The organism is Schwartzia succinivorans DSM 10502 (assembly GCF_900129225.1).
GTDB lineage: Bacteria > Bacillota > Negativicutes > Selenomonadales > Selenomonadaceae > Schwartzia > Schwartzia succinivorans.
On the sequence record NZ_FQUG01000008.1, the window covers coordinates 79,777 to 102,524 of the forward strand.

The 22,748-nt window shown below is 49.4% G+C and carries 24 protein-coding genes; 4 read left to right on the plus strand and 20 right to left on the minus strand.

Features of this window, described 5'->3' with window-relative positions:
- Positions 1-934: 934 nt before the first annotated feature.
- The 6 genes from BUA83_RS10070 to BUA83_RS10095 form a co-directional block, all read right to left on the minus strand.
- Positions 935-1,522, minus strand: coding sequence for a class I SAM-dependent methyltransferase (locus tag BUA83_RS10070; RefSeq protein WP_072936166.1), 588 nt, complete (start codon positions 1,520-1,522; stop codon positions 935-937).
- A complete protein-coding gene (locus tag BUA83_RS10075) occupies positions 1,519-2,523 on the minus strand; it encodes an HNH endonuclease (protein WP_072936167.1) in 1,005 nt (334 codons plus the stop codon). Before BUA83_RS10075 ends, BUA83_RS10070 begins: the two co-directional genes overlap by 4 nt.
- A gap of 71 nt (positions 2,524-2,594) precedes the next feature.
- On the minus strand, positions 2,595-2,867 hold the full coding sequence (locus tag BUA83_RS10080) for a type II toxin-antitoxin system YafQ family toxin (protein WP_072936168.1): 273 nt from the start codon (positions 2,865-2,867) through the stop codon (positions 2,595-2,597).
- On the minus strand, positions 2,860-3,153 hold the full coding sequence (locus BUA83_RS10085; protein ID WP_072936169.1) for a type II toxin-antitoxin system RelB/DinJ family antitoxin: 294 nt from the start codon (positions 3,151-3,153) through the stop codon (positions 2,860-2,862). The genes BUA83_RS10080 and BUA83_RS10085 overlap by 8 nt, the downstream gene beginning before the upstream one ends.
- Before the next feature lie 300 nt (positions 3,154-3,453).
- A complete protein-coding gene (locus BUA83_RS10090; RefSeq protein WP_072936170.1) occupies positions 3,454-4,902 on the minus strand; it encodes an AsmA family protein in 1,449 nt (482 codons plus the stop codon).
- A gap of 22 nt (positions 4,903-4,924) precedes the next feature.
- Complete coding sequence (locus BUA83_RS10095; RefSeq protein ID WP_072936171.1) at positions 4,925-5,140, minus strand: DUF2905 domain-containing protein; 216 nt, start codon at positions 5,138-5,140, stop codon at positions 4,925-4,927.
- A gap of 325 nt (positions 5,141-5,465) precedes the next feature.
- Here BUA83_RS10095 and BUA83_RS10100 point away from each other — a divergent pair, with 325 nt between their 5' ends.
- Genes BUA83_RS10100 through BUA83_RS10110 form a run of 3 tightly spaced genes read left to right on the plus strand, consistent with a single transcriptional unit; the run spans position 5,466 to position 7,725 of the window.
- Entirely contained in the window at positions 5,466-6,722 is a 1,257-nt protein-coding gene (locus BUA83_RS10100) for a [FeFe] hydrogenase, group A (RefSeq protein ID WP_072936172.1), read from the plus strand.
- A 34-nt stretch (positions 6,723-6,756) separates the two neighbouring features.
- Complete coding sequence (locus tag BUA83_RS10105; protein ID WP_072936173.1) at positions 6,757-7,062, plus strand: iron hydrogenase small subunit; 306 nt, start codon at positions 6,757-6,759, stop codon at positions 7,060-7,062.
- A gap of 15 nt (positions 7,063-7,077) precedes the next feature.
- Positions 7,078-7,725, plus strand: coding sequence for a cytochrome b/b6 domain-containing protein (locus BUA83_RS10110; RefSeq protein ID WP_072936174.1), 648 nt, complete (start codon positions 7,078-7,080; stop codon positions 7,723-7,725).
- Positions 7,726-7,767: 42 nt separating this feature from the next.
- On the opposite strand, the gene BUA83_RS10115 is transcribed toward BUA83_RS10110, so the two are convergent.
- The 13 genes from BUA83_RS10115 to BUA83_RS10180 all read right to left on the minus strand — a co-directional run bounded on the left by BUA83_RS10115 (position 7,768) and on the right by BUA83_RS10180 (position 21,094).
- The gene (locus BUA83_RS10115) at positions 7,768-8,838 is read right to left on the minus strand and encodes a GTPase domain-containing protein (RefSeq protein ID WP_072936175.1); all 1,071 of its coding nucleotides are present in this window, start codon (positions 8,836-8,838) and stop codon (positions 7,768-7,770) included.
- Between the two features lie 2 nt (positions 8,839-8,840).
- Positions 8,841-9,929, minus strand: a complete 1,089-nt coding sequence (locus tag BUA83_RS10120; RefSeq protein ID WP_072936176.1) for a GTPase — start codon at positions 9,927-9,929, stop codon at positions 8,841-8,843.
- Between the two features lie 285 nt (positions 9,930-10,214).
- Positions 10,215-12,224 carry a hybrid sensor histidine kinase/response regulator gene (locus tag BUA83_RS10125; protein WP_072936177.1) on the minus strand — a complete coding sequence of 670 codons (2,010 nt, stop codon included), beginning with the start codon at positions 12,222-12,224 and terminating at the stop codon, positions 10,215-10,217.
- Between the two features lie 146 nt (positions 12,225-12,370).
- Positions 12,371-12,841 carry an FMN-binding protein gene (locus tag BUA83_RS10130; RefSeq protein WP_072936178.1) on the minus strand — a complete coding sequence of 157 codons (471 nt, stop codon included), beginning with the start codon at positions 12,839-12,841 and terminating at the stop codon, positions 12,371-12,373.
- Positions 12,842-12,858: 17 nt separating this feature from the next.
- Positions 12,859-13,512, minus strand: a complete 654-nt coding sequence (locus tag BUA83_RS10135; protein WP_072936179.1) for an ABC transporter ATP-binding protein — start codon at positions 13,510-13,512, stop codon at positions 12,859-12,861.
- A gap of 16 nt (positions 13,513-13,528) precedes the next feature.
- Positions 13,529-14,662 carry an ABC transporter permease gene (locus BUA83_RS10140; protein ID WP_072936180.1) on the minus strand — a complete coding sequence of 378 codons (1,134 nt, stop codon included), beginning with the start codon at positions 14,660-14,662 and terminating at the stop codon, positions 13,529-13,531.
- A gap of 6 nt (positions 14,663-14,668) precedes the next feature.
- Entirely contained in the window at positions 14,669-15,949 is a 1,281-nt protein-coding gene (locus BUA83_RS10145; RefSeq protein WP_072936181.1) for an ABC transporter permease, read from the minus strand.
- A 15-nt stretch (positions 15,950-15,964) separates the two neighbouring features.
- A complete protein-coding gene (locus BUA83_RS10150) occupies positions 15,965-17,170 on the minus strand; it encodes a DUF2318 domain-containing protein (protein WP_234988319.1) in 1,206 nt (401 codons plus the stop codon).
- A 154-nt stretch (positions 17,171-17,324) separates the two neighbouring features.
- Positions 17,325-17,888: an iron transporter gene (locus BUA83_RS10155; protein ID WP_072936183.1), complete on the minus strand. Its 564-nt coding sequence runs from the start codon at positions 17,886-17,888 to the stop codon at positions 17,325-17,327.
- Positions 17,889-18,132: 244 nt separating this feature from the next.
- On the minus strand, positions 18,133-19,344 hold the full coding sequence (locus BUA83_RS10165) for an FTR1 family iron permease (protein WP_072936185.1): 1,212 nt from the start codon (positions 19,342-19,344) through the stop codon (positions 18,133-18,135).
- 85 nt (positions 19,345-19,429) lie between these two features.
- Positions 19,430-20,128 (minus strand): TonB family protein, encoded by a 699-nt coding sequence (locus BUA83_RS10170; RefSeq protein ID WP_072936186.1) that lies wholly within the window; start codon positions 20,126-20,128, stop codon positions 19,430-19,432.
- Between the two features lie 2 nt (positions 20,129-20,130).
- Complete coding sequence (locus tag BUA83_RS10175; protein ID WP_072936187.1) at positions 20,131-20,541, minus strand: ExbD/TolR family protein; 411 nt, start codon at positions 20,539-20,541, stop codon at positions 20,131-20,133.
- Positions 20,531-21,094, minus strand: coding sequence for a MotA/TolQ/ExbB proton channel family protein (locus BUA83_RS10180; RefSeq protein WP_072936193.1), 564 nt, complete (start codon positions 21,092-21,094; stop codon positions 20,531-20,533). The genes BUA83_RS10175 and BUA83_RS10180 overlap by 11 nt, the downstream gene beginning before the upstream one ends.
- A 271-nt stretch (positions 21,095-21,365) precedes the next feature.
- On the opposite strand from BUA83_RS10180, the gene BUA83_RS10185 reads away from it, so the two are divergent.
- Entirely contained in the window at positions 21,366-22,424 is a 1,059-nt protein-coding gene (locus BUA83_RS10185; protein WP_072936188.1) for an FAD:protein FMN transferase, read from the plus strand.
- A gap of 141 nt (positions 22,425-22,565) precedes the next feature.
- Here BUA83_RS10185 and BUA83_RS10190 read toward each other — a convergent pair.
- The coding region (locus BUA83_RS10190; RefSeq protein WP_200796051.1) for a transposase at positions 22,566-22,748 on the minus strand (183 nt) is incomplete at its 5' end.

A 22,748-nucleotide genomic window follows, 5' to 3' on the forward strand; every position in this document is an offset into this window, starting at 1 on the left:
TGACGCAGTTACTTATGCGTGAAGCTGTATTCATTCTGTAGTACGCATTTAGATTCAGCGTACGCATTTATTTCTATGTAATGCCAGCCACAAACAGGCTCGGGCACGACAGTGGATTCGCGGGCGACGTACATAAAAGCCTCCCTCGGGGAGGGAGGTGGCACGCCGCAGGCGTGACGGAGGGAGAGTGTACAGTTGGCCGCGTGAAAAGGAAAAAAGCGAAGCGTTAAAAAGGTAGGTGTTGACATGCCGGGGGCATGTCAACTTAGCGGGAACGTAGTTCCTGCGGTGGGGATGTGCGAAGGGGCAAAACCCCTTCGCATACTGTGTTTAGATGTAGCGAGATTTAAAAAATCTATTCGACTTCCCAAAATAACTGCCATATATTCTATGCACGTTTCAGCCATGAATTTCTTTCAGACGGGGCTTTGCCCCTTCTGACTTCCCCACACAGGGGACAAATTCCCCCATGTCCCCTTTATTTAACCGCTCCTAACGTCGCTCGGGGAACCCGCGGCGATACTCTCGTGGTAAGCTGCACACTCCGTCTCCCGCGTCGTAACTGTATTACTAAAGCCTATTAGTGGTAAGCCTATGATATAGCTGACGCATTTACTTCCATTTAGAGCTTGCGGCTAATCGGCTTGGGCACGACAGTGGATTCGCGGGCGACGTGCATAACTGCCTCCCTCCATGAGGGAGGTGGCACGCTGAAAGCGTGACGGAGGGAGTATCCTCCATGAGGTGTCAACATGCCGGTGGCATGTTGGCTTGGCACGCCGCAGGCGTGACGGAGGGAGAGAGTACAACTGGCCGCGGGAAAAGCAAGAGCGCGAAGCGCTTTTATAATGTGCTTCGACAAGAAATTTCCTTGCCTCCCGGCAGTGTTAATATGGCAGTTCCTTAATATGACAACTACAGCACCCACTTTTAACTATCGTTCAACCTCAGCCAATATTGTGTTAAGCCAGATTTCATTGCGGTTTGGGCGTACATCTTCCGTTTTCCATTGTTCAATGATTATCAATCTGCTGGCACATATTGCAATATCCAAAGTTTTCTCCGTTAGGTCAGAAAAATATCGACCATTGCGTTCACCCTCAAAGTCACCGTATTTGAAAGAGCAGTAAAGATGCCCACCTGGCTTTAATGCAGCTGTCAACTTATTGAAAATAGAAGGAAGTTCCTGCTTGGGAAGATGCAACAGGGAGGCGCAAGCCCAAATGCCATCAAATCTTCTATCCCAGTTAATTTTATCGAATGTCATACATATTATATCTTGGCCTGTAAGTTCTTTAGCTTTCCGGCAAAGTTCGGGCGTAGCATCAATTGCTGTTACCTTATAGCCTTGCTGGGCGAAATACTTTGTGTCGCGCCCACTGCCACAGCCACAGTCTAGCAGTTGTCCAGCAGTCGGAAGATACGAAAGGAATTTTTGGTACAAAGATGTCATGTCTGCATCTTGAGTGCTGGCAACGAAGTCCGCCGCATGTTTGCTGTAATAGTCTATTGTAATGTTCATCGTTTCACTATATACCTTATCATGCTTCTATAAAATGGGTCATTTTCGGGCTTGAAGTTTTCACCGCCCCAGATATTCTTTGCACCGAAGGCAGCAAGGATTTCATCGTAGATTCTAAAGGTCTCTGTCTTGCGTTTTAACGGTGTTATCCCTAATGCCTCAATGATTTTCTTGGATAACGGGTGATTGCTGCTTATTAGCCGCTCATTACGATCTACGAGCTTTTGGACATAGTAACGGCTGGGTAGAGCATCATTTTTGTGTTCATTGCAGTATTCATGAGCCAGGGCTAGGTTCCATGGTTCATCATGATTGAGAACCGTGCGGGGAATTACGTGGTCTACATGAATATGATTCTGGTCAAGCATTTCTCCGCAATAGAAGCAGCGGCCTTCCTGATAACCGTTTAGCATATCGCGCATATAGGTAATGTCTGTGCGTTCATAGCCCCGGACGAGATAGAACCGCTTTATATCGTTTATTAGCTTGGCGTTTTCTCGTTTCATTGCAAACGCTGATTCGAGAAGGCTCCAGCGGGCTTCAAGTTCATTATGTAATGCTTCGGATTCGTTATCATTGAATACATTGAAAACGGAATCCGTTAGAACAATTCCCCCCTTTGTAATCTCATAGAATTTTTGGGGCAGGTCAAATTGATTGAGATTATGAAACCTGGGAATTACATTGTCGAAGGCATTGTTTTTGACATAGGCAATGGCTTCATCATAATCCACGGCACCACCTTTGAAACGGGTCACAATTTGCTCCATCTTAGTGTAGCGTGTATCATGGTTTAACTGAGGCATACCATTATCCAACCGCTTATTGTAGAGTTTGAAAAATTCCTGTGCCAAAATCTCGTAGCTGGCATTGGTGATGCCTTGCCGTACGAGGCTGTTTAGGGTCTCTGCCAAGGCGATTTTATAGGTAGAGGTGTTTAACCCATAGAGGGTTATTACACGCCATATGTCTTTGTCCGTAAAGATTTGTCTTTCTTCCATGGTTCTCTCCCTTCACCTTGGTGTATTATAACACAGATGTGTGAAGGAGCAAGCACCTTCACATACTGTCATCAGAATAAATCTGAATGTGTTCCTGTTCTTGATGCCGTAAGAATTAACTGTCCATTGTCAATAGCGTAAATCAGCAGCCAGTCAGGCTCAATGTGACATTCCCTGAATCCAGAGTAATTTCCTGTCAGAGCATGGTCACGGTATTTTTCATCCAAGGCTTCTTCCTTCATGATTACTTGAAGAACCTCATCAAGCTTCGATAAATCATATCCACGCTTGCGAATACGCTTTAAGTCTTTGCGAAATTGAGTGGTAGTCACTAAATCAAGCATCTGATTCCTCCGCATCAATATCCTCTATCAGTGCATTCAATGACTTATATCGTTTCGCGTTAACTTTTCCGTTCATAATATCCTTGGCTTCCTGCATAGCCTGCAGCGTTTCATGATTATATCTCGGCTGCCTCGGTTGGAACGGAAACCCACCCTCCATGATAGATGCGTGAAGAAAAACGTTGATGGCATCTGTAACCGAAATCCCCAGCCGTGAAAAAACCTGTTCGGACTGTTTCTTTATCTCCGGCTCAATTCGAAGACTGATATTTGCCGTCTTAGCCATACAAATCCCTCCTTTGTAATTATTGTAATGCGAAAGTCAGGCATTTGCAATACAATCAAATCCGCTCCTAAATACTTTATCCGATTTTCCGAATTTACTTCCATTTAGAGTTTGCTGCTAATCGGCTCGGGCACGACAGTGGATTCGCGGGCGACGTGCATAAAAGCCTCCCTCGGGGAGGGAGGTGGCACGCCGCAGGCGTGACGGAGGGAGTGTGTACAGCTGGCCGCGGGAAAAGAAGAAAGCGAAGCGTTAAAAAGGAAGGCTTATCATAGACAAGCCTTCCTCAAAACATCATATTCAGGAGTACTCTCCTTTTTTCGGATCATAGGTATTTTTGTGTACCCCATTTTCGTCAAAAATATCAATCGGGTCCATTGTAAGCTTTCCGTTCAGTATACGAATGGAAGGTGTCGTAACGGTAAGTCCGTAAAACTCTATCCGCGCATTCCAGAATTTCAGGTCCTTGTACTCACTCTTGAATCTTCCGCTCAGCCGTTTGAACGGAATAATACGGTACGTTCCTTTCCCTGAGGTAAATTCTCCGCTTATGACAGTCTTTCGCGGATTTTCATCACCCTCTACGAGTATATCCAGGTCAACAAGGCAGGAAAGTCCGCTTTTTTTCAGTCCCTGCGATGCCTGCAGTCCTGTGCCCTTTCCGCGGATTATATATCCTCTTGTATCAAAGTCATATTCTCCGTCAGCGATAATTTTTCCGCCAAATACGTCAGCATCCACGTTGTCAAATATCAGCTTGCCTTCCTCGAGATGAATCAGGCCGTCAACATCGTAGAAATCAAAGCCCGGTATGTGAAGCTCTTTCATGTAAACACTTCCGTAGCTTTCGGGGGCACTTACAGGGCCTTCAAAATATGTGTTCAGCGACATGCGGTCGTTGACATTCATGCCAAAGCCAAGAGACGACGGCTTTACTTCGTTGAACCGCACATTGATATCACATATAGGAACAGGTTTTTCTCTGAAATCAATACCACCTTCAATATCCATCCCCGAGCCGACCATTGTTCCGCCAAAGGTTCCTGTTTTCAGGTCTATGTAGACGCTCTTTTCCGTGTCCAGATCCATATCAATATATACGCGGCTGAGGACATAATGCTGCCCCTTTGCGAAAAGCTCCATTCTGCAGTCATTGAAATCGATTGCTAGCTTAAGATGCTTTCCCTTTGCGGATATATTGTGCCATTCTCTTTCGATTTTTGCTCTCTGATTGTCACGCTTTTCCTTTCCTATTCTTCTGCGTTCCTCATGGCTTTTATCCCGCAGATTGACCTTGTTTTCCCAGCCCTCCTCCAGCTTTTTCTGCTCCTTCAATGCTTCCGACTGGCGCAAGAAGTCGACCTGCATTTTTTCGTTCAGGCGGACAGCAAATGTCGCATTGTTAAGAACAAGCTCCTGCAGCGTCGTAGACTTGATATTTTTCATCGCCACATCCCATACGCGAACCTTGAAGCTTCCGCTGGGGACAATCATGATAGGCTCTCCTGTGGGATCGCGCCACTCAAGATTTTCGAAATAAACCGAGCCATTTATGTGAGCTGTAATCGTCTCAACCGTTATTGTTCCCCGAAGAAGCGTCTGCTTCTCCATTTCCTTGTTGAAAATATACGCAGCTCCGTGGCTGAGCATCCTCAAAAATGACACGATTAAGACAACTGCCAAAAACACGAATGCCAGCGAATATTCCCAAAATCTTTTATGCTTTTTTATCTTCTCCCATATCCGCATAACATTCTCCCCCTGTAATGCTTCAGCGGAACAGCAAATTAGCAAGTATTGTCAGCACAATGCTCAATATGACGCTGGATGCCAGTGGAAATGAAAAGGACGTATTTCCGCTCTGCCAGTGAAAATCTCCCGGCAGACCGCCAAGGGGCAGAAATTTGCCGCCAAAATGTACAAGCGCGCCAACGACAAAAAGCGTGCCTCCCAAAAGCATCATCGTGCGTCCAAAATCATGAAACATGTTTTTCACCACCATTTATTTAATTATAACGCCTTTGTTCCAGTTTTGCCAAAGGCAAAACAATAGCATATTCCATAAACTTACCATAGTCACGTCACCCCTATGGGGGGACACCGGTTTCCCCGACAATACAGGCACAGTACGATAGCGCACACTATCCCCGCAAGTGGGATGACAACACTTTTTTGCTGATATATAATATAAAAAATTTATCGTACGGTCTGTTTTAATTGATTATCCCTAATCTTTTCCGAGTAAATTGTTTCCCCTATACCATGCTAAAATTATTCTTCGTCATCCGATTTTTGCTTAAGGAGTGATTCCCATGTCCAAATCCTATCAGAAGAATGAGCTGGACAGTATCATCAAAATTGACGAACAAAAATGCAAGGGCTGTGACACATGCACCGCATTCTGCCCTGCAGATGCTATTGACGGGGCTTACGGTGCTGTTCACAAAATCGACAGCAGCCGCTGCCTGCAGTGCGGTCAGTGCCTAATAAACTGCCCCTTTGGAGCTATTGATGATACCGTGGATGCGGTAGATTTAGTAATGTCGAAACTCAAGGACGGCAAAACCACTGTCGTTGCCACCATAGCGCCTGCTGTGCGCGTTGCTCTCGGAGAGGAGTTCGGTATGGAGCCGGGGAAGCTTGTCACCGAGCAGATGTACGGCGCACTGAAGGAAGCAGGCTTCAAAATCATGGACGTCAATTTTGCCGCAGACAATACCATCATGGAGGAAGGCACAGAGCTGGTGCACAAAATCCAAAAATACGTTTTGGGGATGGATTCCCATGAAGAACTTGGTCCCTTACCTCAATTTACTTCCTGCTGCCCTGCGTGGGTTCGCTATATGGAGCTTTACTCTCCCACGCTGAGAAAGCATCTTTCATCTGCGAAATCTCCGCAGGGAATGGCAGGACCTGTTGCTAAAATATACGGAGCCTCAGAGATATGGAAGGTTGCCCCCGAAAGCATTTTCTGTGTCGGCATCTATCCCTGCACCGCCAAGAAAATGGAAGCCTCACGGCCTGAGTTTACAGCGGCAGCTGATTACTGGAAAAAACGCGGACACACCGCCACATATCAGGACACAGATGTTGTCCTGACCACAAGAGACCTGGCACGCCTTTTGAAGAAGCTTAACATAGACATAACAAACGTTAAACCCGCGGAGGAAAAGGACAATCCTCTTGCGGAATACACGGGTGCCGGGACAATATTCGGCGCTACCGGCGGTGTCATGGAAGCGGCGCTCCGCACGGCATACTTTGTGCTGACAGGCGAGGAGCTTTCCCAGCTAAAATACGAGCCTGTCCGCGGACTAAAAGAAGTAAAAAAGGCTGACGTGCCAATCAAGCTCAAGAACTCAGGCAAGGAAATCACTCTCAAGGTCGCGGTGGTACACGGTACAAAAAATGTGGAACCGCTGCTGGAGGAAGTTAAAGATGGAAAGAGTCCCTATCATTTCATAGAGGTCATGAACTGTCCCGGCGGCTGCGTCAACGGCGGCGGGCAGCCCATTAACCCGATGGGCACGTCATGGACCGGTAAATTCAAGGCCTTCCTGCCGTGGTAATTATCGGGAATGTGAATGAACAGGAGGAAATACCATGCAGTATGACTATAAGGAAAAGGAAGTAAAGATAAACCGAAGGGAATTTTTGGGCTTTATCGGCGTTCTTACCGCCGCCATCTGGTCGGGCCTCTATGCCGTTACAGACGTTTTTGTTGACCGCACAAAATACATCAAAATGCGCACGGCAGGTCTCTATCAGGATGATGAAAAACAGGCAGCTCGGCAAAGCCACAAGAACAAAAGCCTTATGAACATGTACAAGTCACTGAATTTTTCACCCACCAGTCCTTTGGCCGAGGAGCTGTTTCACACTCATTACATAGACCGCAGCGTGTTGTAAAGGAGGCCTGCTGTTATGGAAAAAGATGAAAAGATTCTGCATCACAGTCTGTCTGTAAGACTGTTCCACTGGAGCCTGGTTCTCGGCTTTCTGCCTGCAGGATTCACCGGAGTGCTGCTTTTTCTGCGCCCCTTCGGCGATGACATGATGCATCTTGCAATGCAGATTCACATCGCTGGCGCATGGATTATGACAATCGGATGTGTATTGTTCTTCGTACTCTGCCCCGGAAGGGTTGCCAGATTCTGGCAGGAAATTTTTCACTGGACAAAGGATGACATTGACTGGATGAAGGTGTCCGGCGGTTATCCGCATAAAATACTGCTGGGCAGGGAAATAGAGGTTCCGCCGATGGGGAAAATAAATTCCGGACAAAAGCTCATGGGCATCATGGTCTTTTTCGGCGGCTTCATTATCATCATAACGGGACTGGTGCTTTATGTGGCACTTCCGCTTGTCCCGAAGGAAATTGCGTGGTATGCGGATAAAATACATCTGATTGTCGGCATTGCGCTCTTTCTTTGTGTTGTCGGAGGACATATACCTCTCGGAATTTACAACTGGCCCGAATTCGTCAGCATGTTCGGGAGCGGTCTTCTCAGCAAAAAACACGCCGAAAAACATCATCCTCTCTGGATGGACGAAATCGAAAAAGTAAAATAAAAAAATACTGCTGCAGCGTATTTTACACTGCAGCGGTATTTTTTATTTTTCGTTCGCTATTACATTCTCCATGATATCCACCGCAAGCTCGTAGCAGTCCTCAACGTAGCGCTTTCCAAGCTCTATTGTCATGGCGTAGCCCACGCAGGCAGCAGCCGCCTGTCCCACAAAGGGAACGTATTTTGATAAATTTTTCCCGATAAAGCCTGTGGCTTCCTTCTGCAGGAAGCTCTTGATGCTCTCTTTTGCCATCAGCGCGAACACGTTCTTTGCTGCGGGCACGATGACCTTGTATTTCCGAAGAGCTGCTTCTGTTTCACCGTCTATTCCGAAGGAGCTTCTGATGTCTGAAAGCATCTTCCACATCACGCCAATATCAACGCTGACATCAAGTCCCGGGACAGGATTCAGTCCGTTCACTGCTCCTGCCAGAGCATAGTTTTTGACATTGGCAAGAGCATCTTCGCGCTTGTCCGCCAAATCCTTGAGTGTCGTGGCGCGGAAATTACGCAGGAATTTCGATTTCTTCGCCCCCGGTATGTCCGCGTGCTTTATTGCTTCCTTCAGTTCCTCAATGCCCTCGGGATGACGTCCGCAGGAGGTGAAGTAAACAGGCACATCCTCCTCCATCTTCGCCCTCACGTCCGCAACCACCTCTGCCTTCAGCTCGTCAAGGCTCTTTTCGTCGTCCCAGAGGGAGTCAACGAAGTTCCGCACGATGAAAAGAGGCTGGCGGTGTCCGCCGTGTTTGTCTGCCCATATTTTAAGGCTTTGGAACATCCTTGTATCCGAGTCATGGAGCTTCCCTGCGAATACAAAGATATAGAGGTCGTAGTTCTGCGGCTGGAACTGCTCTACCCAGTCGTCAAATGGAAAACGTGCCGTGCCGTAGCCCGGCAGGTCAACTATGTAGAGCTTGTCCAGCTTTGCCTCGTCAGCCTCCACAGTGGTATCAGTATGCACGCCTGTCTCAAATATTTTCTTCCCCATGATTCGGTTTATTAGACTGGATTTACCCGCGCCGGGCTGCCCTATCAGGGCGATTCGCATTTCCTCGTCAATATCTTTTTTTGCCTGATTGAGATTGTTCAAAATTTCTTCCGTCAGTGCCATATTTATGCCTCCTTCAGCAGCAGAAGCTGCGAGTCATCTTCCCACTTCTTTATCTGTTCCTCCATGAGGGCGTCCATGATTTTTTCTGCCGCCTGCTCACAGTCCTTTATGTATTCCTCACCTGCATATTCGCAAAGCTTATATCCGAGCCCTGCCGCGAACGCCGTACCGATAAGGGGGATGTATTTTGTAATCTTCTGAACGAACACCTTTCCAGCGCTGTTTTTCAAAAGCAGCGTGATGCCGTTTTTCGTGGCAAGCTCCAAAACCTGCCTCACAATCGGCATCAGGGAGTACCTGGACAGGTCTTTGTCATCTATATGGTACGCCTTTCTTATATCGCTGAACATATCCATGTAAAGCGCCATATCCACGCCTATGTCGAGCCCCGGTATAGGGTTCGCGCCGTTGAGTCCTGCCGCGACCTTATGACCGTCCACGGCTTCCTCCGCCTTCTTTTTGCATTTTTCCAGCCGCTGCATACATTTTCCGTAGAAAACTCCTTCTATCCGGCTCTGCCATATCTGCCTGTAGTCCATGTCGAAAAAAGCTCTCTCCAGCTCAAGAAAGCCTTTTTTGTATCGGCAGTCCACAAAGTACAGCGGCACATCCTCCTCCGTGAGTCCGAGGTGGCTGTATATATCGGCCCGTACATGCTCCAAATCCTCTTTTTCCAGCTCCTCGCCGTGATTCCTGACGAGGAATACCGGACGTGGACGCCCGAGGCAGGAGGCGTATTCCCTGAGGTCGGCAAGCATACGGGAATCGTCCTCAGTGAGCTTTCCGCTGAAAACGAATACAAATACGTCGTACTGCTCAGGGGAAAATTTTTCCTTCCAGTCCTCAAACCTGAACATATCCGTGCCGTAGCCCGGCAGGTCAACGAGGCGGTTAAAGGAATATGTGTATTCCGCCGCTTCTCTGGTAATATCCGTACCCTGTCCCACCTCTGCGGCTTTTTCACAAAGGAGACCGTTTATAATGCTGGACTTTCCTGCGCCCGGCTGTCCCACAAATGCGATTTTCGCGTAAGCATCCTCCGTCGCTGAAAGCTCCTCAAGTATTTCCTTGAATTCTTTTTCCAGTCCCACTGACACCGCCTCCCTTCTGTCCCTATCTGTATTTTATCATAATCATAAAAATGCTCATATCAAAAAGGGGCTGTAAAAAAAGCATTTCTTGCCTTCCCCATTGGGGAAGGGGGACCACGTAGTGGTGGATGAGGTACACCAAGGAAAGCCGCTATTTATGTACATAGCAGGCACTTTGGGGAGCACCTCATCCGAGCCCTTCGGGCCCAAGCCGATATGCCACAGGCATATCGACACCCCTAAAGGAGAAGGCATTATTGTTGCTTTTTTCACAGCCCCGCATTCTTATTTCAAAAGCTCCGTCAGCGTCTCCATCATTTTCCTGACGTCCACAGGCTTTGCTATGTGGGCGTTCATTCCCACGGACAAAGCTTTTTCAACGTCCTCCTTGAAGGCGTTTGCTGTCATTGCCACAATGGGGATTTTCGACTTCACAGGGTCTGCCATGACGCGTATCTCCCGTGTTGCCTGATAGCCGTCCATGTTCGGCATCTGAATGTCCATCAGGATGATGTCATAATAGTCCGGCGCGGCTTTATCCAGCATGTTTATGCAGACAACGCCGTCCTCGGCATGCTCCACCTCAAGGCCTTTATCCTTCAGAACAGTCATTGTTATTTCGGCGTTGATTTCGTTGTCCTCCGCAAGGAGCACCCGCTTGCCCCTGACAATTCCTGTATCTTCTTTTTTCGTGCTGTCCTTCCTTAGCTTCACGGTTTCCTCCGTCACACGGTGCGGAATACGTACCACAAAGGTCGTTCCCTTCCCAAGCTCGCTGAAAACCTCGATGGTTCCATCCATCAGCTCAACAAGCTCCTTGACGATGTGCATTCCGAGGCCCGTTCCCAGAATACCGCTCTGTGTCGTAGTCGCGGCTCTTGAAAAGGCATCAAAAATCTGCGGAAGATAGTTCTTAGGTATGCCGATTCCCGTATCGGAAATCTTCATCTCATACACATATCTGCCGCTCTCGTCCTGCGAAAGCTCCGAAAGCTCAAGGGAGACCGTACCGCCCTTCAGGGTGTATTTATACGCGTTGCTGATGAGGTTGAGGACAATCTCGCGCATTTTTGTTACATCCATCAGCACCACATCATGCTTTATGTCTGCGGAATATTTGAAGGTAAGCTTCTTTTCCGCCATCTGCCCCTCAAAGACAGCGCAGATTTCACGGATAAAATCCCGGGCCCTTACGGGAGTCTCGTCCAGCACCGCCTCGCCGCTCTCAATCCGCGCCATCTCCAGCACGTTGTTTATGAGCGACAGCAGGAAATCATTGGAGGCCTGAATTTTTTTGATGTAGTCCAGCGCCTTTTCTCGGTCGTCGATATGTTCCTCCAGAAGATTCGTAAAACCGATGATGGCGTTCATCGGAGTGCGTATGTCATGGGACATGTTGAAAAGGAACTTGGACTTCGCCTTGTTTGCCGCATCGGCAGCCTCCCGTGCAGCCTTGAGCTCCGCCTGTTTTCTCTGCTCCTCCCGCATTACAGCGTCGATGGTCAGAAAACCGCAGGCAAAATGTACGTTGCCCTCGGCATCCTTCAGGTGGGCGTAGTTCAGCATTACATGATGTCTTGTCCCTGCAGTCTTAACCAGTGTAAATTTGAGTTGGAAGGTTTTACCCTCCTCAATATGCGCCAAAAGATAGTCAAGGGAGGTTTCCTTGCGTATCTGTTCCTGCTCCTCAGGAGCGACAAAGAAATCAATATAGTCCTTTACGCTTTCCTCATATACGCGCCCGTCAAAAATTCTGGTCAGGTGGTCATGCCCCTCTGTCATGACGTTGTTTTCAATCATGGATATGCGGTGCTCCACGGGATTGATGTAAAGAAGCACGTCATACTGGGTAAAAAGCGCATTGATAAGGCGCTGCTTCAGCGGCAGCACCTCTTCAAAACGGTGTCCCTTGCGGTTTTCAAATTTATCCGACAGGTCGATGATAGAGCCGTGGAGAAGCTTCCCGTCGGAGGTATCAAGAATATCACCCGTTGCATTTATCGGAAGATATTCTCCCGTTTTTCTCCGCACTCTGTATTCCAGGTCAAAGGCATCCGTCTTTCCGCTGCATACCGCCATCGCCCCGTACTCAACCATTTTACGTTCGTCCGGATGCACGTGCTCCAGCCAGCACTCAGCCGTATCGGGAAATTCTTCCTTTGACTCATAGCCAAGCATATGACGGATTGCATCGGAAAAATGAATAGACAGGGTAACCCCGTCTTTATTCAGCCAGGCGTACCATGTACCGGAGCTTACAATTTTCCTCTCATCCGCAGAATCAATGTGAATCATAGCGCTGAATCCTTTCAAATCCGCATTTGGTAGATTAGCATTACGTATATTTATTTATATTTTACCACATTTACCATATCATCTGCGCAAAAACAAAAAGACTTCCATAAGTATTTTCATGAAAGTCTTTTGCAGGGGGAGATATTTTATTTTTTCGATTGTTCAATGGCATCCTGTGCTGCCTCGACAAACTGGTTGTAGGATACGGTTGCTCCTGCTATGGCATCCACCTCGGAAAGCTTCTGCCGCTCCACAAGCTGATCCGCGAAGTCCTTGTGTGCCTTCACTGCAAGCTGCGCTTTTTTATATTTGCCCTCATTTTTTATTTCTCCGTCGCTCATTCCGTAGGTCTCGTCCTTCACAACGCCGTCGGGATTCAGCCCGTCAAATTGAGCCGCTTTGATTTTGTGATCTTTGATTACTATAGTGATACGTCCGCTTCCCATTTCATCCTTTCGGCTCACCGCCGAGTAGGTGCCGTCCTTCGCAGCTGAGAGGTCATCTGCCGCGTTCGCCGCCTGCTTCTGCTCCTGCTTTGGTGACGCCGTATCTCCGCCGCAGCCTGAAACAGCTACAGCCACTGCCAGGGCAGCTGCAGCCGTCAGCATTTTCTTCATATTACCGCCCCTTCCTCTCACTGCGCCTTCATGTGCCCATGCTCAATGACAACGCAGCGTTCTGCCGCCGCGCCAACCTCCGGGGAATGAGTGACAGTAAGAATAGTGTGTCCTTCCTCGTGCAGCTCACGGAAAATCTGCATGACAAGATTCTGGTTGGCCTCGTCAAGATTTCCCGTGGGTTCGTCAGCCAGTATGAGCACAGGATAATTGATAAGAGCACGTGCTATGCAGACGCGCTGCTGCTCACCGCCTGAAAGCTGGCTCGGCAGATGGTCCGCACGCTCTGCAACGCCGACACGCGCGAGAGCCGCTATGGCTTCCTCCCTGTCCGGCATGCTGTGATAATATTGGGCAACCATGACATTTTCTACCGCCGTAAGATAGGGAATCAGGTGAAACTGCTGAAACACCATGCCTATTTTGTCGCGGCGTATACGCATGAGCTCGGGACGGCCGGCGTTGGTAATGTCCACACCGTCAAGAACCACGCTGCCGCCGGTCGCCGTGTCCATGCAGCCGATAATATTCATAAGTGTTGTCTTTCCTGAGCCTGACGGCCCCATAATGGCAACCCAGTCACCACGCTCAACCGAAAGATTGATATGCTCCAGAGCCTTCACCTTGCCGTTATATTCCATGGAAACGTCTTTTAATTCAAGCAAACTCATAAAAAATCCTCCAAATTCATTCGCCGCGAAGCACTATCGCCGGGTCTACGCCTGTAGCGATTCTGACGGGAATAAGACTTGCCAGCCCCGTGATAATGATGGACAGCACAAGAGAAAACACCGCAATCAGCGGAGAAAACTCTATGCCCCTGCCGAAGACATTAAGGCTGACGCTCTGAGCGAAAATATATCCCAGTCCCGTACCGACAATACCGCCAAATGCTCCCAAAAGACAGCCGTTGCCCAGAAATTCCAGTACAATGTCACGGTTTCCGGCACCGAGAGCCTTTTTGAGTCCGATTTCCTTTCGGCGCTCCGTTACTACCGCCATCATGGTCGTCGTAACACAAATAAGTGTCAGAACAAGTACCACAAGCGTAACAAGCAGCACAAGCGCCTGCAGCTTTCCTAGAACAGTCCCTTCGGAATGCGCAATCTGCTTTACAAGCTGCGGCGTGACATCTCGGGTTCCCGCGGCCACCTTTGAAACGACCTCCTCAAGCTGCTCACCGTCAGCCACAACGCTGACCTGGGCGAGGGATACTGCTCCCTTCCGTCCTGTCATGCGCTGAAGCTGAGGCAGCGCCACATAAGCAAGCTGCTCTTCCTTACCGCCTGTCCGCACAATGCCGGACACCGTGTAATTCTGAACGGCCTTTCCCTCCCCGGCGCTTATGGATACACTTGAACCCTTTTTTGCGCCGAGGCGCTGAGCAAATTCCGAGCCGAGAAGCACTTCCTTTTCTCCTTCACGGGGATAAGCGCCGTCTATCTGCCAATACGGACTTACCCTTGAAAGCTCGGCAAAATCCGTTCCGCCCACGATAACAGGCTGCTTGTTCACCGCCAATGTGTCGTATAGAAACGGGGCAATACCCACGATTTCATAGTCAGCGAGCGATGCACGTATTTCCTTCAGCCTTTCCTCCGATACCTCTGTTCTTTCCCCGGAGGGAAGTACAAGAAGATTCGCTCCGTAGGCGCGGAAAGCACGGCTCATCTGCGCAGGCACCTCCCTGTATACGGTCACCATTCCGGAGATTATCGTAGCGCCTACAGCCACTGCCAAAAGTGTGATGAAAAGCCTGGTCTTTCTGCGGAGCATTGAATAAAACACCATCGTCAGAAACATTTTGTATTTTTTCCACATCGTCAATCACCTGCCATGAAGAACTTCCGCCGGCTGCAGCGACAGCAGGAACCGCACCGCGGGAACACTGCCCACAAGCAGTACCGCCGTCATCAGCACCGCTACGATAGGAATAACGTATACATTCACAGCGATACCCGAGCCGAATACCGTTTCACCGATAATCTGTGCAAAGCCGATACCCACGAAATACCCGAAAATTCCGCCCAGAATACCTGCCGCGAAAATTTCTGCCAGCACCGACAGAACGACGGTAAGATTTGATGCGCCGAGAGCCTTCAAAAGTCCAAGCTCACGGCTCCGCTCCATGACGTTCGCGCTGACAAGATTCGAAACACCCAGCGCCGAGGAAAGGAGGCTCAAAACGGTGATAAGGAGCATCAGATGCTCTGTCTTGTCGAGAATCTTTCCTTCGGATTCCGCAATCTGCCGCACGGGGTGCGCCGCTGAGTCATGGATAACCTCCTCTATCTGATAAGCGATAGAACCTACATAGGCTGTGCAGTACCATATATCATATTCATGCTGTGAAAGTGCCTTTGGATTCGCGGCGGCCTTTCTTGCCAACTCGTTTTCGGGCGTGGTTATGGCACTTACCTCGACGGATTCAACCTTTCCCGAAAGTCCCTCAAGCCTCTGCACCAGAGCAAGGGGAGCGATGATGCGGTCCTCCTCTGCTCCGCCGCCTGAAACAATACCTGTCACGGAGAGGGTTTCTGATGTTCCGCCTGCTGTGTGTACTGTAACAGTATCTCCGGCTGAAATCCCCATTGACGCGGCCAGCTTCGTGCCAACAAGAACATTTTTCTCCTGCTCATCATCGGGCCACGCGCCCTCTACATGCCACCAGGAGCGCATGGAGCCCACACCCGTTGTAACTACCTCATCTGTAGGGAGCTTCAGATTTTTGTTGAACCATGTTCCCGTCACGGGGATTTTTTCACCGTTCTGCCCCTTCCACTCACTGTCCAGAAAGGGCGCAAAGGAAACTATATTATTGGTCCAGAAAATCGTTTTGATATTTCCCAGCTCGTCCTCACGCAAATATTCCTTGTGCCCTACCGCGTTGTCCACGCCGTATACGTCCTTCAGTACCTTCTGCCCCCGCGGCGTAACTGTGATGTTTGCGCCGTATGCTTTCAGCTCCTTATTTACCTTGGAGCCGACATCGAAGGCGACATCCAGCATTGCTGTAGCCAGCGAAACTCCCAGAGCGACGGTCAGCGCTATCAAAACAAACCGCCCCTTCTGACGGAGCAGCGCTCCCTTTACCATTTGCCAGAACATTTCACGCCTCCTTATTTATCTGAAATGCTTTTTTGCCTTTTCGAGATTTTCCTCGGAAATACGGACTCCTCCGTTCTCAACCTTGTACTCCAGCGGAATGGGATTGCAGCCTCCCGGCAGTCCTATGGTAGCTTTATTCATGACCACGTCACAGAGCTTGCAGACCACCTGGTCCTCGCGCTCAATATACCCCGTAGGACCGCATATCTCACAGGCATCCAGACCGACACCGTATGCGTTGCCGCCCTTGCGGATTATGATAAAACGAACAGTGGTCGAATTTTGCGTGCGATAGGAATAACGGTGCAGATGACCGTCCTGAACATCCGCAATAGGCACGGAAACGAAGCCGTTTTCCGCCGCCACAGGTATTGCAGGTACCAGCTCCGCCACCTTGGTCGCATAGCTGTAGCCCACGCTTGACATAAACACCATAACAACAAGCGCCGCTATAACCCCTGTGCCCCAGCGGAGCTTATGCTTTGCGGCAGTCAGGATTTTCCTGTACTCGGCGGGATTTGCTCCGTCGGGCTTTTCGGGCCTTGGCTGGAGATAAAGGGTAACAGGAACCAGAAATGTCACGAAGAACACAGCGAAAATCAGAAGCCGCTGATTGTCTATAAGAGGCCCCATTGTTTTCATCAGTGCCGCGCCGCCGATAATCCTCCGTATCATCAAAACCTGAATCAGATAAATTCCCTGCTGTATGATACAGGCCACCGCCTGCACCGCATAGACAAACATTTTCCTTTTATAGCTCAAAGCCGCCGACGCCTTGTAGACGAGATAGCCCGAAAGCATCCCGACGAAGACACCGCCGCCGAAGCCCAGCGACTTCACGAGAACCTCAGGAGTGAAAAGCTCTCCCGTCGCGGCAACGACTATGCTTACAGGCATCAGCCAGATTTCCATGCCGTGATAGCAGAAAAAGCCGACAACCAGAACAACAGCCGCAAAGCGGACAGCCTTCGCACGTTTCTCATCTCCCGTGTAGGACGGCAGAATTGCCAAAAGCATAAGCGCGCTCAAAATGGAAACGAATATGGCAAACGCCTCGAAGCCCTCGCGGCTCACCGCCTGCCGGGTACCCATCTTGACCGCGGTAAAGAACAGCGATACGAAAAATCCCCATTTAATTGAACGCCAAAATGTCCCGCGAAAATTACGCTCCGGAAAGCAGTCGAGAATCGCAAGCAGTATTCCCAACGGAACCGTCAGCATGACTCCTTCCTCCATCGCGGGAATGAAGGACTGTAAAAATAGCTGGAGCATCTTTTGCTCCCTTCCTTTCATCCTCATTGAAAAATAGTGGAGTGCGTTAACACCCCACCATCTTCAAAAACACATTCAATCTACTTTAAAGCTCACCGAAGGATTACCATTTGCGCGGAACGTAATCAAATACCCAGTGCATATGAACCGGCTCTTCCCAGAAACGGCCTTTGACACCTGTCTCTTTATCAACGTGTACGCCGTAGTTCTGACGTATCGGGCTGTCGATATAGAAATCGCAGTCGTATGTTCCTGCACCCAGCATCTTTACGTTCGCGCCGTAGTGCGGGCCGTCGTCGGCATTCATCGGCATGAATACGCCTTCGATTTTCTCACCACTTTCACGCTTCGTGAAGGTATAATGTACAGTCAGGTATGGAATCCACTCGCCGACACCAAAGCCTGTATCATTGCCCTCAGTAGCGTGAATATCCGTCTCAATGTGGATATCAGCCTTATCCGGCGAAAGAGTCATGCCTGCAGGCAGCATTTCAATCGGCTGGAAATAAACCAGCGCACACTCGAAATGATTCTGCTTGTCGAGAATCGTGTCGCCGATAGGAAACTCCTGGAACTCGGCCGATGCCGTGCCCGAAAAGCCCATAAGCGAAACAGCGCAGACTCCGACTGCCAGCGCCTTCTTCAACTGCTTCATACCAAACACCATAAATAAAACCTCCAATAAAAAATTTTTTAGGCCGCCGTCTTTATAATGCCTTCAATCAAAGTTTGCCACAGGCAAACTTTCCTCTGCGGCATTTCAACGAGGCGGGAGATATGCTCACCGCCTGTTATTTGTCCCAGCCCCCACTTACAGAAGTGGGGGACATCTTTTGCCGAGTTATAACGGACTGCCCGATATATTTGCCTTCCGGCATTTAACGGATGGAAAGCGGACTCTCCTCCCGTTGTTAACAATTCTGACCTTCTGCCGTGGCACCAGTCTTCCTTGAGTTGTACAAAACCCAGAGGACCGCGCCTGCAATCAAAAGCACCTGAGGAATCAGAGTCTCATAGGTTGGATATATGCCAAGAATATCTATGGTCGGGAAACCCTCAATGCGTGTCATGGAAACAACTCCGCCCTCCTGAAGCTCCTCAATGCCGCTTCCCGTGAAGGAAACCGCCAGAAGGAACATCAGCGTTCCGGTGATTATGAAGAACGGACGAAGCGGAATCCGAAGCGCGCCGTGCTGAATTAGGAAGAACAATACAGCCAGCACAGCACAGCCCGCAGCAAACCCGAACCAGATCATATCGACGTCGCCGAAGGCATTGTTGAAAAGCGCCTGATAAAAAAGGATTACCTCTGCGCCCTCACGATAGACAGCCAAAAAGGCAGCCAGCCCGAGAGCCCTCATCTTGCCGGTGGAAATTGTCTTGCTCACAAGACCGTCGATATAACTTTTCCATTTCGCTGCATCAGCCTTGCTTCCCATCCATGCACTTGTTGCCAAAAGCACAACCACCGCGAAAAGCGCCGTAGCACCCTCGATAATCTCACGGCCCGCGCCTGATGAAGCACTGTCCAGTACGGTACTGAATATATACGCGGAAAGAAAGCTCGCCGCTATCGCCGCAATGGCCCAGTTGTAAACGGTATTCAGATATTCAGGACGTCCCGCGCGGGAAAGATAAGCTATTATCGCCACAAGAACGAGTATTGCCTCCATACCCTCGCGGATAAGAATAAGAAACGCAGCCCAGAAGGACGCCCATCCGCCCTGCTCAGTACCCTTGTTCATAAGGAGCGCAACGTCCTTGTCTATCATCTCCATGACCTTGTCTGCCTCGGCTTTCGCCGCCTCCGGAGTACCTCCGTCAATCATGACACGCTTCATGCAGTTGAAATAATACTCGGTCATGCCGACATCCTTCGCTGATATGGTGCGGCGGATTGTCATTTCCAGACCGTCCTTTTCGTAAATGGCATAATAAGCATCATTGACTGTTTTCTTCGCCAGGTCGACATCGCCAGCGCGGTATATTTCCACCGCCTCATTCAGCGTCACGCGGATATGCTCTCCGATCTGCTCCCAGGTCTGTGCCGCGTCGGCACAGGACGGTGCCAGCATCAGCACACATGCAAAGACTGCTAACAAAAAATTTTTGACAGATTTCATAATGACTGAACGCCTCTCCAATTACAAAAGATATTCATTCTCAATATATTTATTGAAAAATACTATCCTGACAAAGTGTCAGGAGTTACTCTTTCAATCGTTCAAAGGGAATAATAATTATGGCATCGCACTCCATAGGTTTGCCGTGGCGGTCCGTGGCCGGCTTATACACCCAGTGCCTTGCCGCGCTCATTGCAACTGCGTCCACAAGAGGCCTGCCCGAGGTGATTTTTATTTTTGTGGACTTAACTCTTCCGTCCACACCTATGCGCGCAGAAACACTTACGCGCCCGCCAAAGGAAACTGTCCCCGGAGCAGGATAAAAGGATTTCAGCAGGCGGGCGTTTTCCGCCATTATAGCGCCGCTTCCGCTGCCGCCTCCACCACCGCTCAGAATGATGGTCTTGGTGTCCCTGCCTTCCTTTTCCGCCTTGCGGAGCTTTTCCATCGCTTCCTTCTCGGTTGCTGCAACCACAGGCTCCTCGTCAGTCACAAGCTCCGGAGAATCTTCTGGAGTAATGACCTCCTCAACAGCAGGCTTGGCCTCAGGAAGCTCTGCCGTCTCCTGTGCCGGTATGTCAAAGACTTCGCCCTTATCCTGTCCGCCTGCGGGCAGCTCTCCCGGAAACGCCGCCATATCCGTCCATTCGATTTCCTGCTCTAAAGGAGGCTCGGGAATCGAGCGTAAAAGATGGGGCATAGCGAGGCTCATGAAAAGCCATACCGCAAGATGGGCAAAAAATGCTGCAAGATATGCCATACGCCAATGGCTCGGATAATCCATAGCTATTCCTTCCTCTGCTCAGTGGCAATGGAAACATGCCTTGTGCCGCTGCGCTTCAGGACATCAAGCACCGACACCATGTTTTCGTAGGACGTCTTTCTGTCGCCGCGGAGAACAAAAACCGTCTCGGCATCATCAAGAAGCGACACCCTGACCTTCTCAGGAAGCTCCTGCAGGCTCACTGTTTCCTGCCTGTACTGGATTGTGCCGTCCTCAGCAACTGCCACAGGCACTATGTTCGGCCTTGTATCACGCTTTGCGGCAGATGCCGCAGGCAGATTGACCTGTATCGTATTCGACTGCACCATGAATATCGAGCTGACCATGAAAAAGACCAGCAGGAACAGCATGATGTCAATCATAGGTATAATCATTACCGCAGGTTCCTTTGTCTCGTGGAAATTACGCCGCATGAGACACGCCTCCCGCTGCCGAAATCACCGCCGCCTCCGCACGGTCCGCAATCGTCAGCACCGAGTCCATGCGGGACGCCAGCACCGTATGCACAACCAGAGCGAAAATCGCAACGCAAAGCCCCGTCGCTGTCGCGATAAGCGCCTCGCCAATTCCTGCCGTTATCGCCAGCGGCTGGTCGGCAGCAACACTGAAAATGTTGAAGGAATCAATCATGCCGGAAATCGTACCGAGAAGCCCCAAAAGCGGAGCAAGCGTAACAATCATTGAAAGATAGTTGAGCCGCGCGCGAAGCTTCATGGCCGCCTCGCCGTATGCAGACTCCACAGCGAGTCTAACATCACTTCCCGAGGAATCTGCCCTTTTTCCTGCATCAAGGAGAAAAGCTGTCACGCTGTCTCCCTCAATAAGTACAGAAGAAAGACCTTTTCCCGCGGCCTCTGTAATGCTCTGCAGCAGTGTCTCCGCGCCGTTGGACGCGCGCCTGTAAAAAAGCCATCGGTCAATTGCAATCGCCAGCACCGACAGCGAGCAAAGAAGAAGGAGGTACATCACCGGGCCTCCCTTCTGAAAAAGCTCCATGCTGTTCAAAAGAAAATCCCCTTTCCGGTCAATCTATGAAAAATAACCATTGCTTAAATTTTAAAAATGATTATCATATACAAGTGAAAATCATTTTCAAGAAAACACTTAAAATATATCACCGTAATTTTTGAATGTCAATGTGTAAACACAAAAATATGAAAATAATTCTCATTTGTGATATACTGACTGAAAAGCAGCCGAATACCTGAAAAATATTTTGAAAAGGAGGCTAACCGCCGTGTCAGATAAAGAAAAACTAAAGACCGCCATCAGAGGAAAATTACTTTTCCCGCTTATCGCAGTGCTTCTGCTCCTTCTTTCGGCCTGCGGCGCAGAAACAAAAAAAGAACCGGTGCACGTCGACCGCACTGTCTCTGTGTTCGGTACAACAGCAAGATTTTCCGTGGAAGGAAAAGAAGCCGAAAAAGCTGTCGCGGAATGTGAGGAACGGCTGAAGCTCATATCAAACGAGCTTAATGTCAAAAACAATGAAGGCTGCATCGCAAGGCTGAATGCCGCAGCGGGAAGCGGCGAATGGACAAAGCTTTCTCCCGAGGCATGGCACATTTTATCCGTTTCACAAAAATATTCGGAGCTTACGGATGGCGCGTGGGACATCACTATACGCCCTCTGTCCTCCTTATGGCGCAGATCTTTTAAGAAGGATACGCTTCCGTCAGAGGATGACATAAAAGCGGCACAGGAAAAAGTGGGCAGTGAGAAGCTGGAGCTCCGCGAAGATGACAAAAGCGCACGGCTCACCGTTCAGGGAATGGGGCTAGACCTGGGGGGAGTTATAAAGGGCTATGCCCTTGACGAGTGCCGCCGTATCTACGAGAAGCATAAAGTAACAGGACTCATAGACCTTGGCACCAGTTCCATAGCCGCCGTCGGTGAAAAAAAGGACGGCGAACCCTTCCGCATAGCGCTCCGCCATCCGAGAAAGGAACCGCCGGAATTCCTCGGCGTCCTGCCGCTGAAAAATGCTGTTCTCTCCACCTCGGGAGACTACGAACACTTTATTATAAAGGACGGCATACGCTATCATCATATTCTTGATACACGCACAGGCGCGCCTGTACAAAACGGCCTTTCCTCCGTTTCCATACGAATATCCGCAGATGAAAAGGACGCAGGACTTCTTTCAGACATCCTCTCCACCGCTGTTTTCGTCATGGGAAAGGAAAAAACGCTGCAGCTTCTTCCATCGCTCCCTGTAAAGACAGAGGCGGCCTTCGCAGATGATAAAGGAAATATTTCTGGTGAGCTTGGAAAATACCTAAAAAATAGACATTAAATCAAAACCACCCGTGAAACGGGTGGTTTGCTCAGGCCCTATAAGGGCCAATTACCTGTGGTAGCACCCTAAAGGGCGCATCGAAACAATCTGGCAATCACACTATTATCACTGGCAGCCCCCTACTCGGGGGCTTTTTTCTTAGCCTTTTTTCTCTCGCTTCCCCGTAAACGGGTCCACTGATTCAAATAAACTTAATTGATCATTTGCAATATCATCCTGCAATTGGTTCTGTATATATTCTTTAATCGCGTTTTCGTATTTACCAACTGTGTCAACATAATACCCACGACACCAAAAATGCCGATTTCCATACTTGTATTT

Coding starts and splice junctions, on each gene's coding strand:
- BUA83_RS10110 (WP_072936174.1), top strand. CDS start 7,078: ATGGAAAAAGATGAAAAGATTCTGCATCACAGTCTGTCTGTAAGACTG.
- BUA83_RS10175 (WP_072936187.1), bottom strand. CDS start 20,541: ATGCGGCGTAATTTCCACGAGACAAAGGAACCTGCGGTAATGATTATA.
- BUA83_RS10165 (WP_072936185.1), bottom strand. CDS start 19,344: ATGAAATCTGTCAAAAATTTTTTGTTAGCAGTCTTTGCATGTGTGCTG.
- BUA83_RS10170 (WP_072936186.1), bottom strand. CDS start 20,128: ATGGATTATCCGAGCCATTGGCGTATGGCATATCTTGCAGCATTTTTT.
- BUA83_RS10130 (WP_072936178.1), bottom strand. CDS start 12,841: ATGAAGAAAATGCTGACGGCTGCAGCTGCCCTGGCAGTGGCTGTAGCT.
- BUA83_RS10085 (WP_072936169.1), bottom strand. CDS start 3,153: ATGGCTAAGACGGCAAATATCAGTCTTCGAATTGAGCCGGAGATAAAG.
- BUA83_RS10155 (WP_072936183.1), bottom strand. CDS start 17,888: ATGGTGTTTGGTATGAAGCAGTTGAAGAAGGCGCTGGCAGTCGGAGTC.
- BUA83_RS10105 (WP_072936173.1), top strand. CDS start 6,757: ATGCAGTATGACTATAAGGAAAAGGAAGTAAAGATAAACCGAAGGGAA.
- BUA83_RS10180 (WP_072936193.1), bottom strand. CDS start 21,094: ATGTACCTCCTTCTTCTTTGCTCGCTGTCGGTGCTGGCGATTGCAATT.
- BUA83_RS10070 (WP_072936166.1), bottom strand. CDS start 1,522: ATGAACATTACAATAGACTATTACAGCAAACATGCGGCGGACTTCGTT.
- BUA83_RS10100 (WP_072936172.1), top strand. CDS start 5,466: ATGTCCAAATCCTATCAGAAGAATGAGCTGGACAGTATCATCAAAATT.
- BUA83_RS10150 (WP_234988319.1), bottom strand. CDS start 17,170: ATGCTGACGGTTCCGTTGGGAATACTGCTTGCGATTCTCGACTGCTTT.
- BUA83_RS10145 (WP_072936181.1), bottom strand. CDS start 15,949: ATGTTCTGGCAAATGGTAAAGGGAGCGCTGCTCCGTCAGAAGGGGCGG.
- BUA83_RS10080 (WP_072936168.1), bottom strand. CDS start 2,867: ATGCTTGATTTAGTGACTACCACTCAATTTCGCAAAGACTTAAAGCGT.
- BUA83_RS10075 (WP_072936167.1), bottom strand. CDS start 2,523: ATGGAAGAAAGACAAATCTTTACGGACAAAGACATATGGCGTGTAATA.
- BUA83_RS10135 (WP_072936179.1), bottom strand. CDS start 13,512: ATGAGTTTGCTTGAATTAAAAGACGTTTCCATGGAATATAACGGCAAG.
- BUA83_RS10095 (WP_072936171.1), bottom strand. CDS start 5,140: ATGTTTCATGATTTTGGACGCACGATGATGCTTTTGGGAGGCACGCTT.
- BUA83_RS10140 (WP_072936180.1), bottom strand. CDS start 14,662: ATGTGGAAAAAATACAAAATGTTTCTGACGATGGTGTTTTATTCAATG.
- BUA83_RS10115 (WP_072936175.1), bottom strand. CDS start 8,838: ATGGCACTGACGGAAGAAATTTTGAACAATCTCAATCAGGCAAAAAAA.
- BUA83_RS10090 (WP_072936170.1), bottom strand. CDS start 4,902: ATGCGGATATGGGAGAAGATAAAAAAGCATAAAAGATTTTGGGAATAT.
- BUA83_RS10125 (WP_072936177.1), bottom strand. CDS start 12,224: ATGATTCACATTGATTCTGCGGATGAGAGGAAAATTGTAAGCTCCGGT.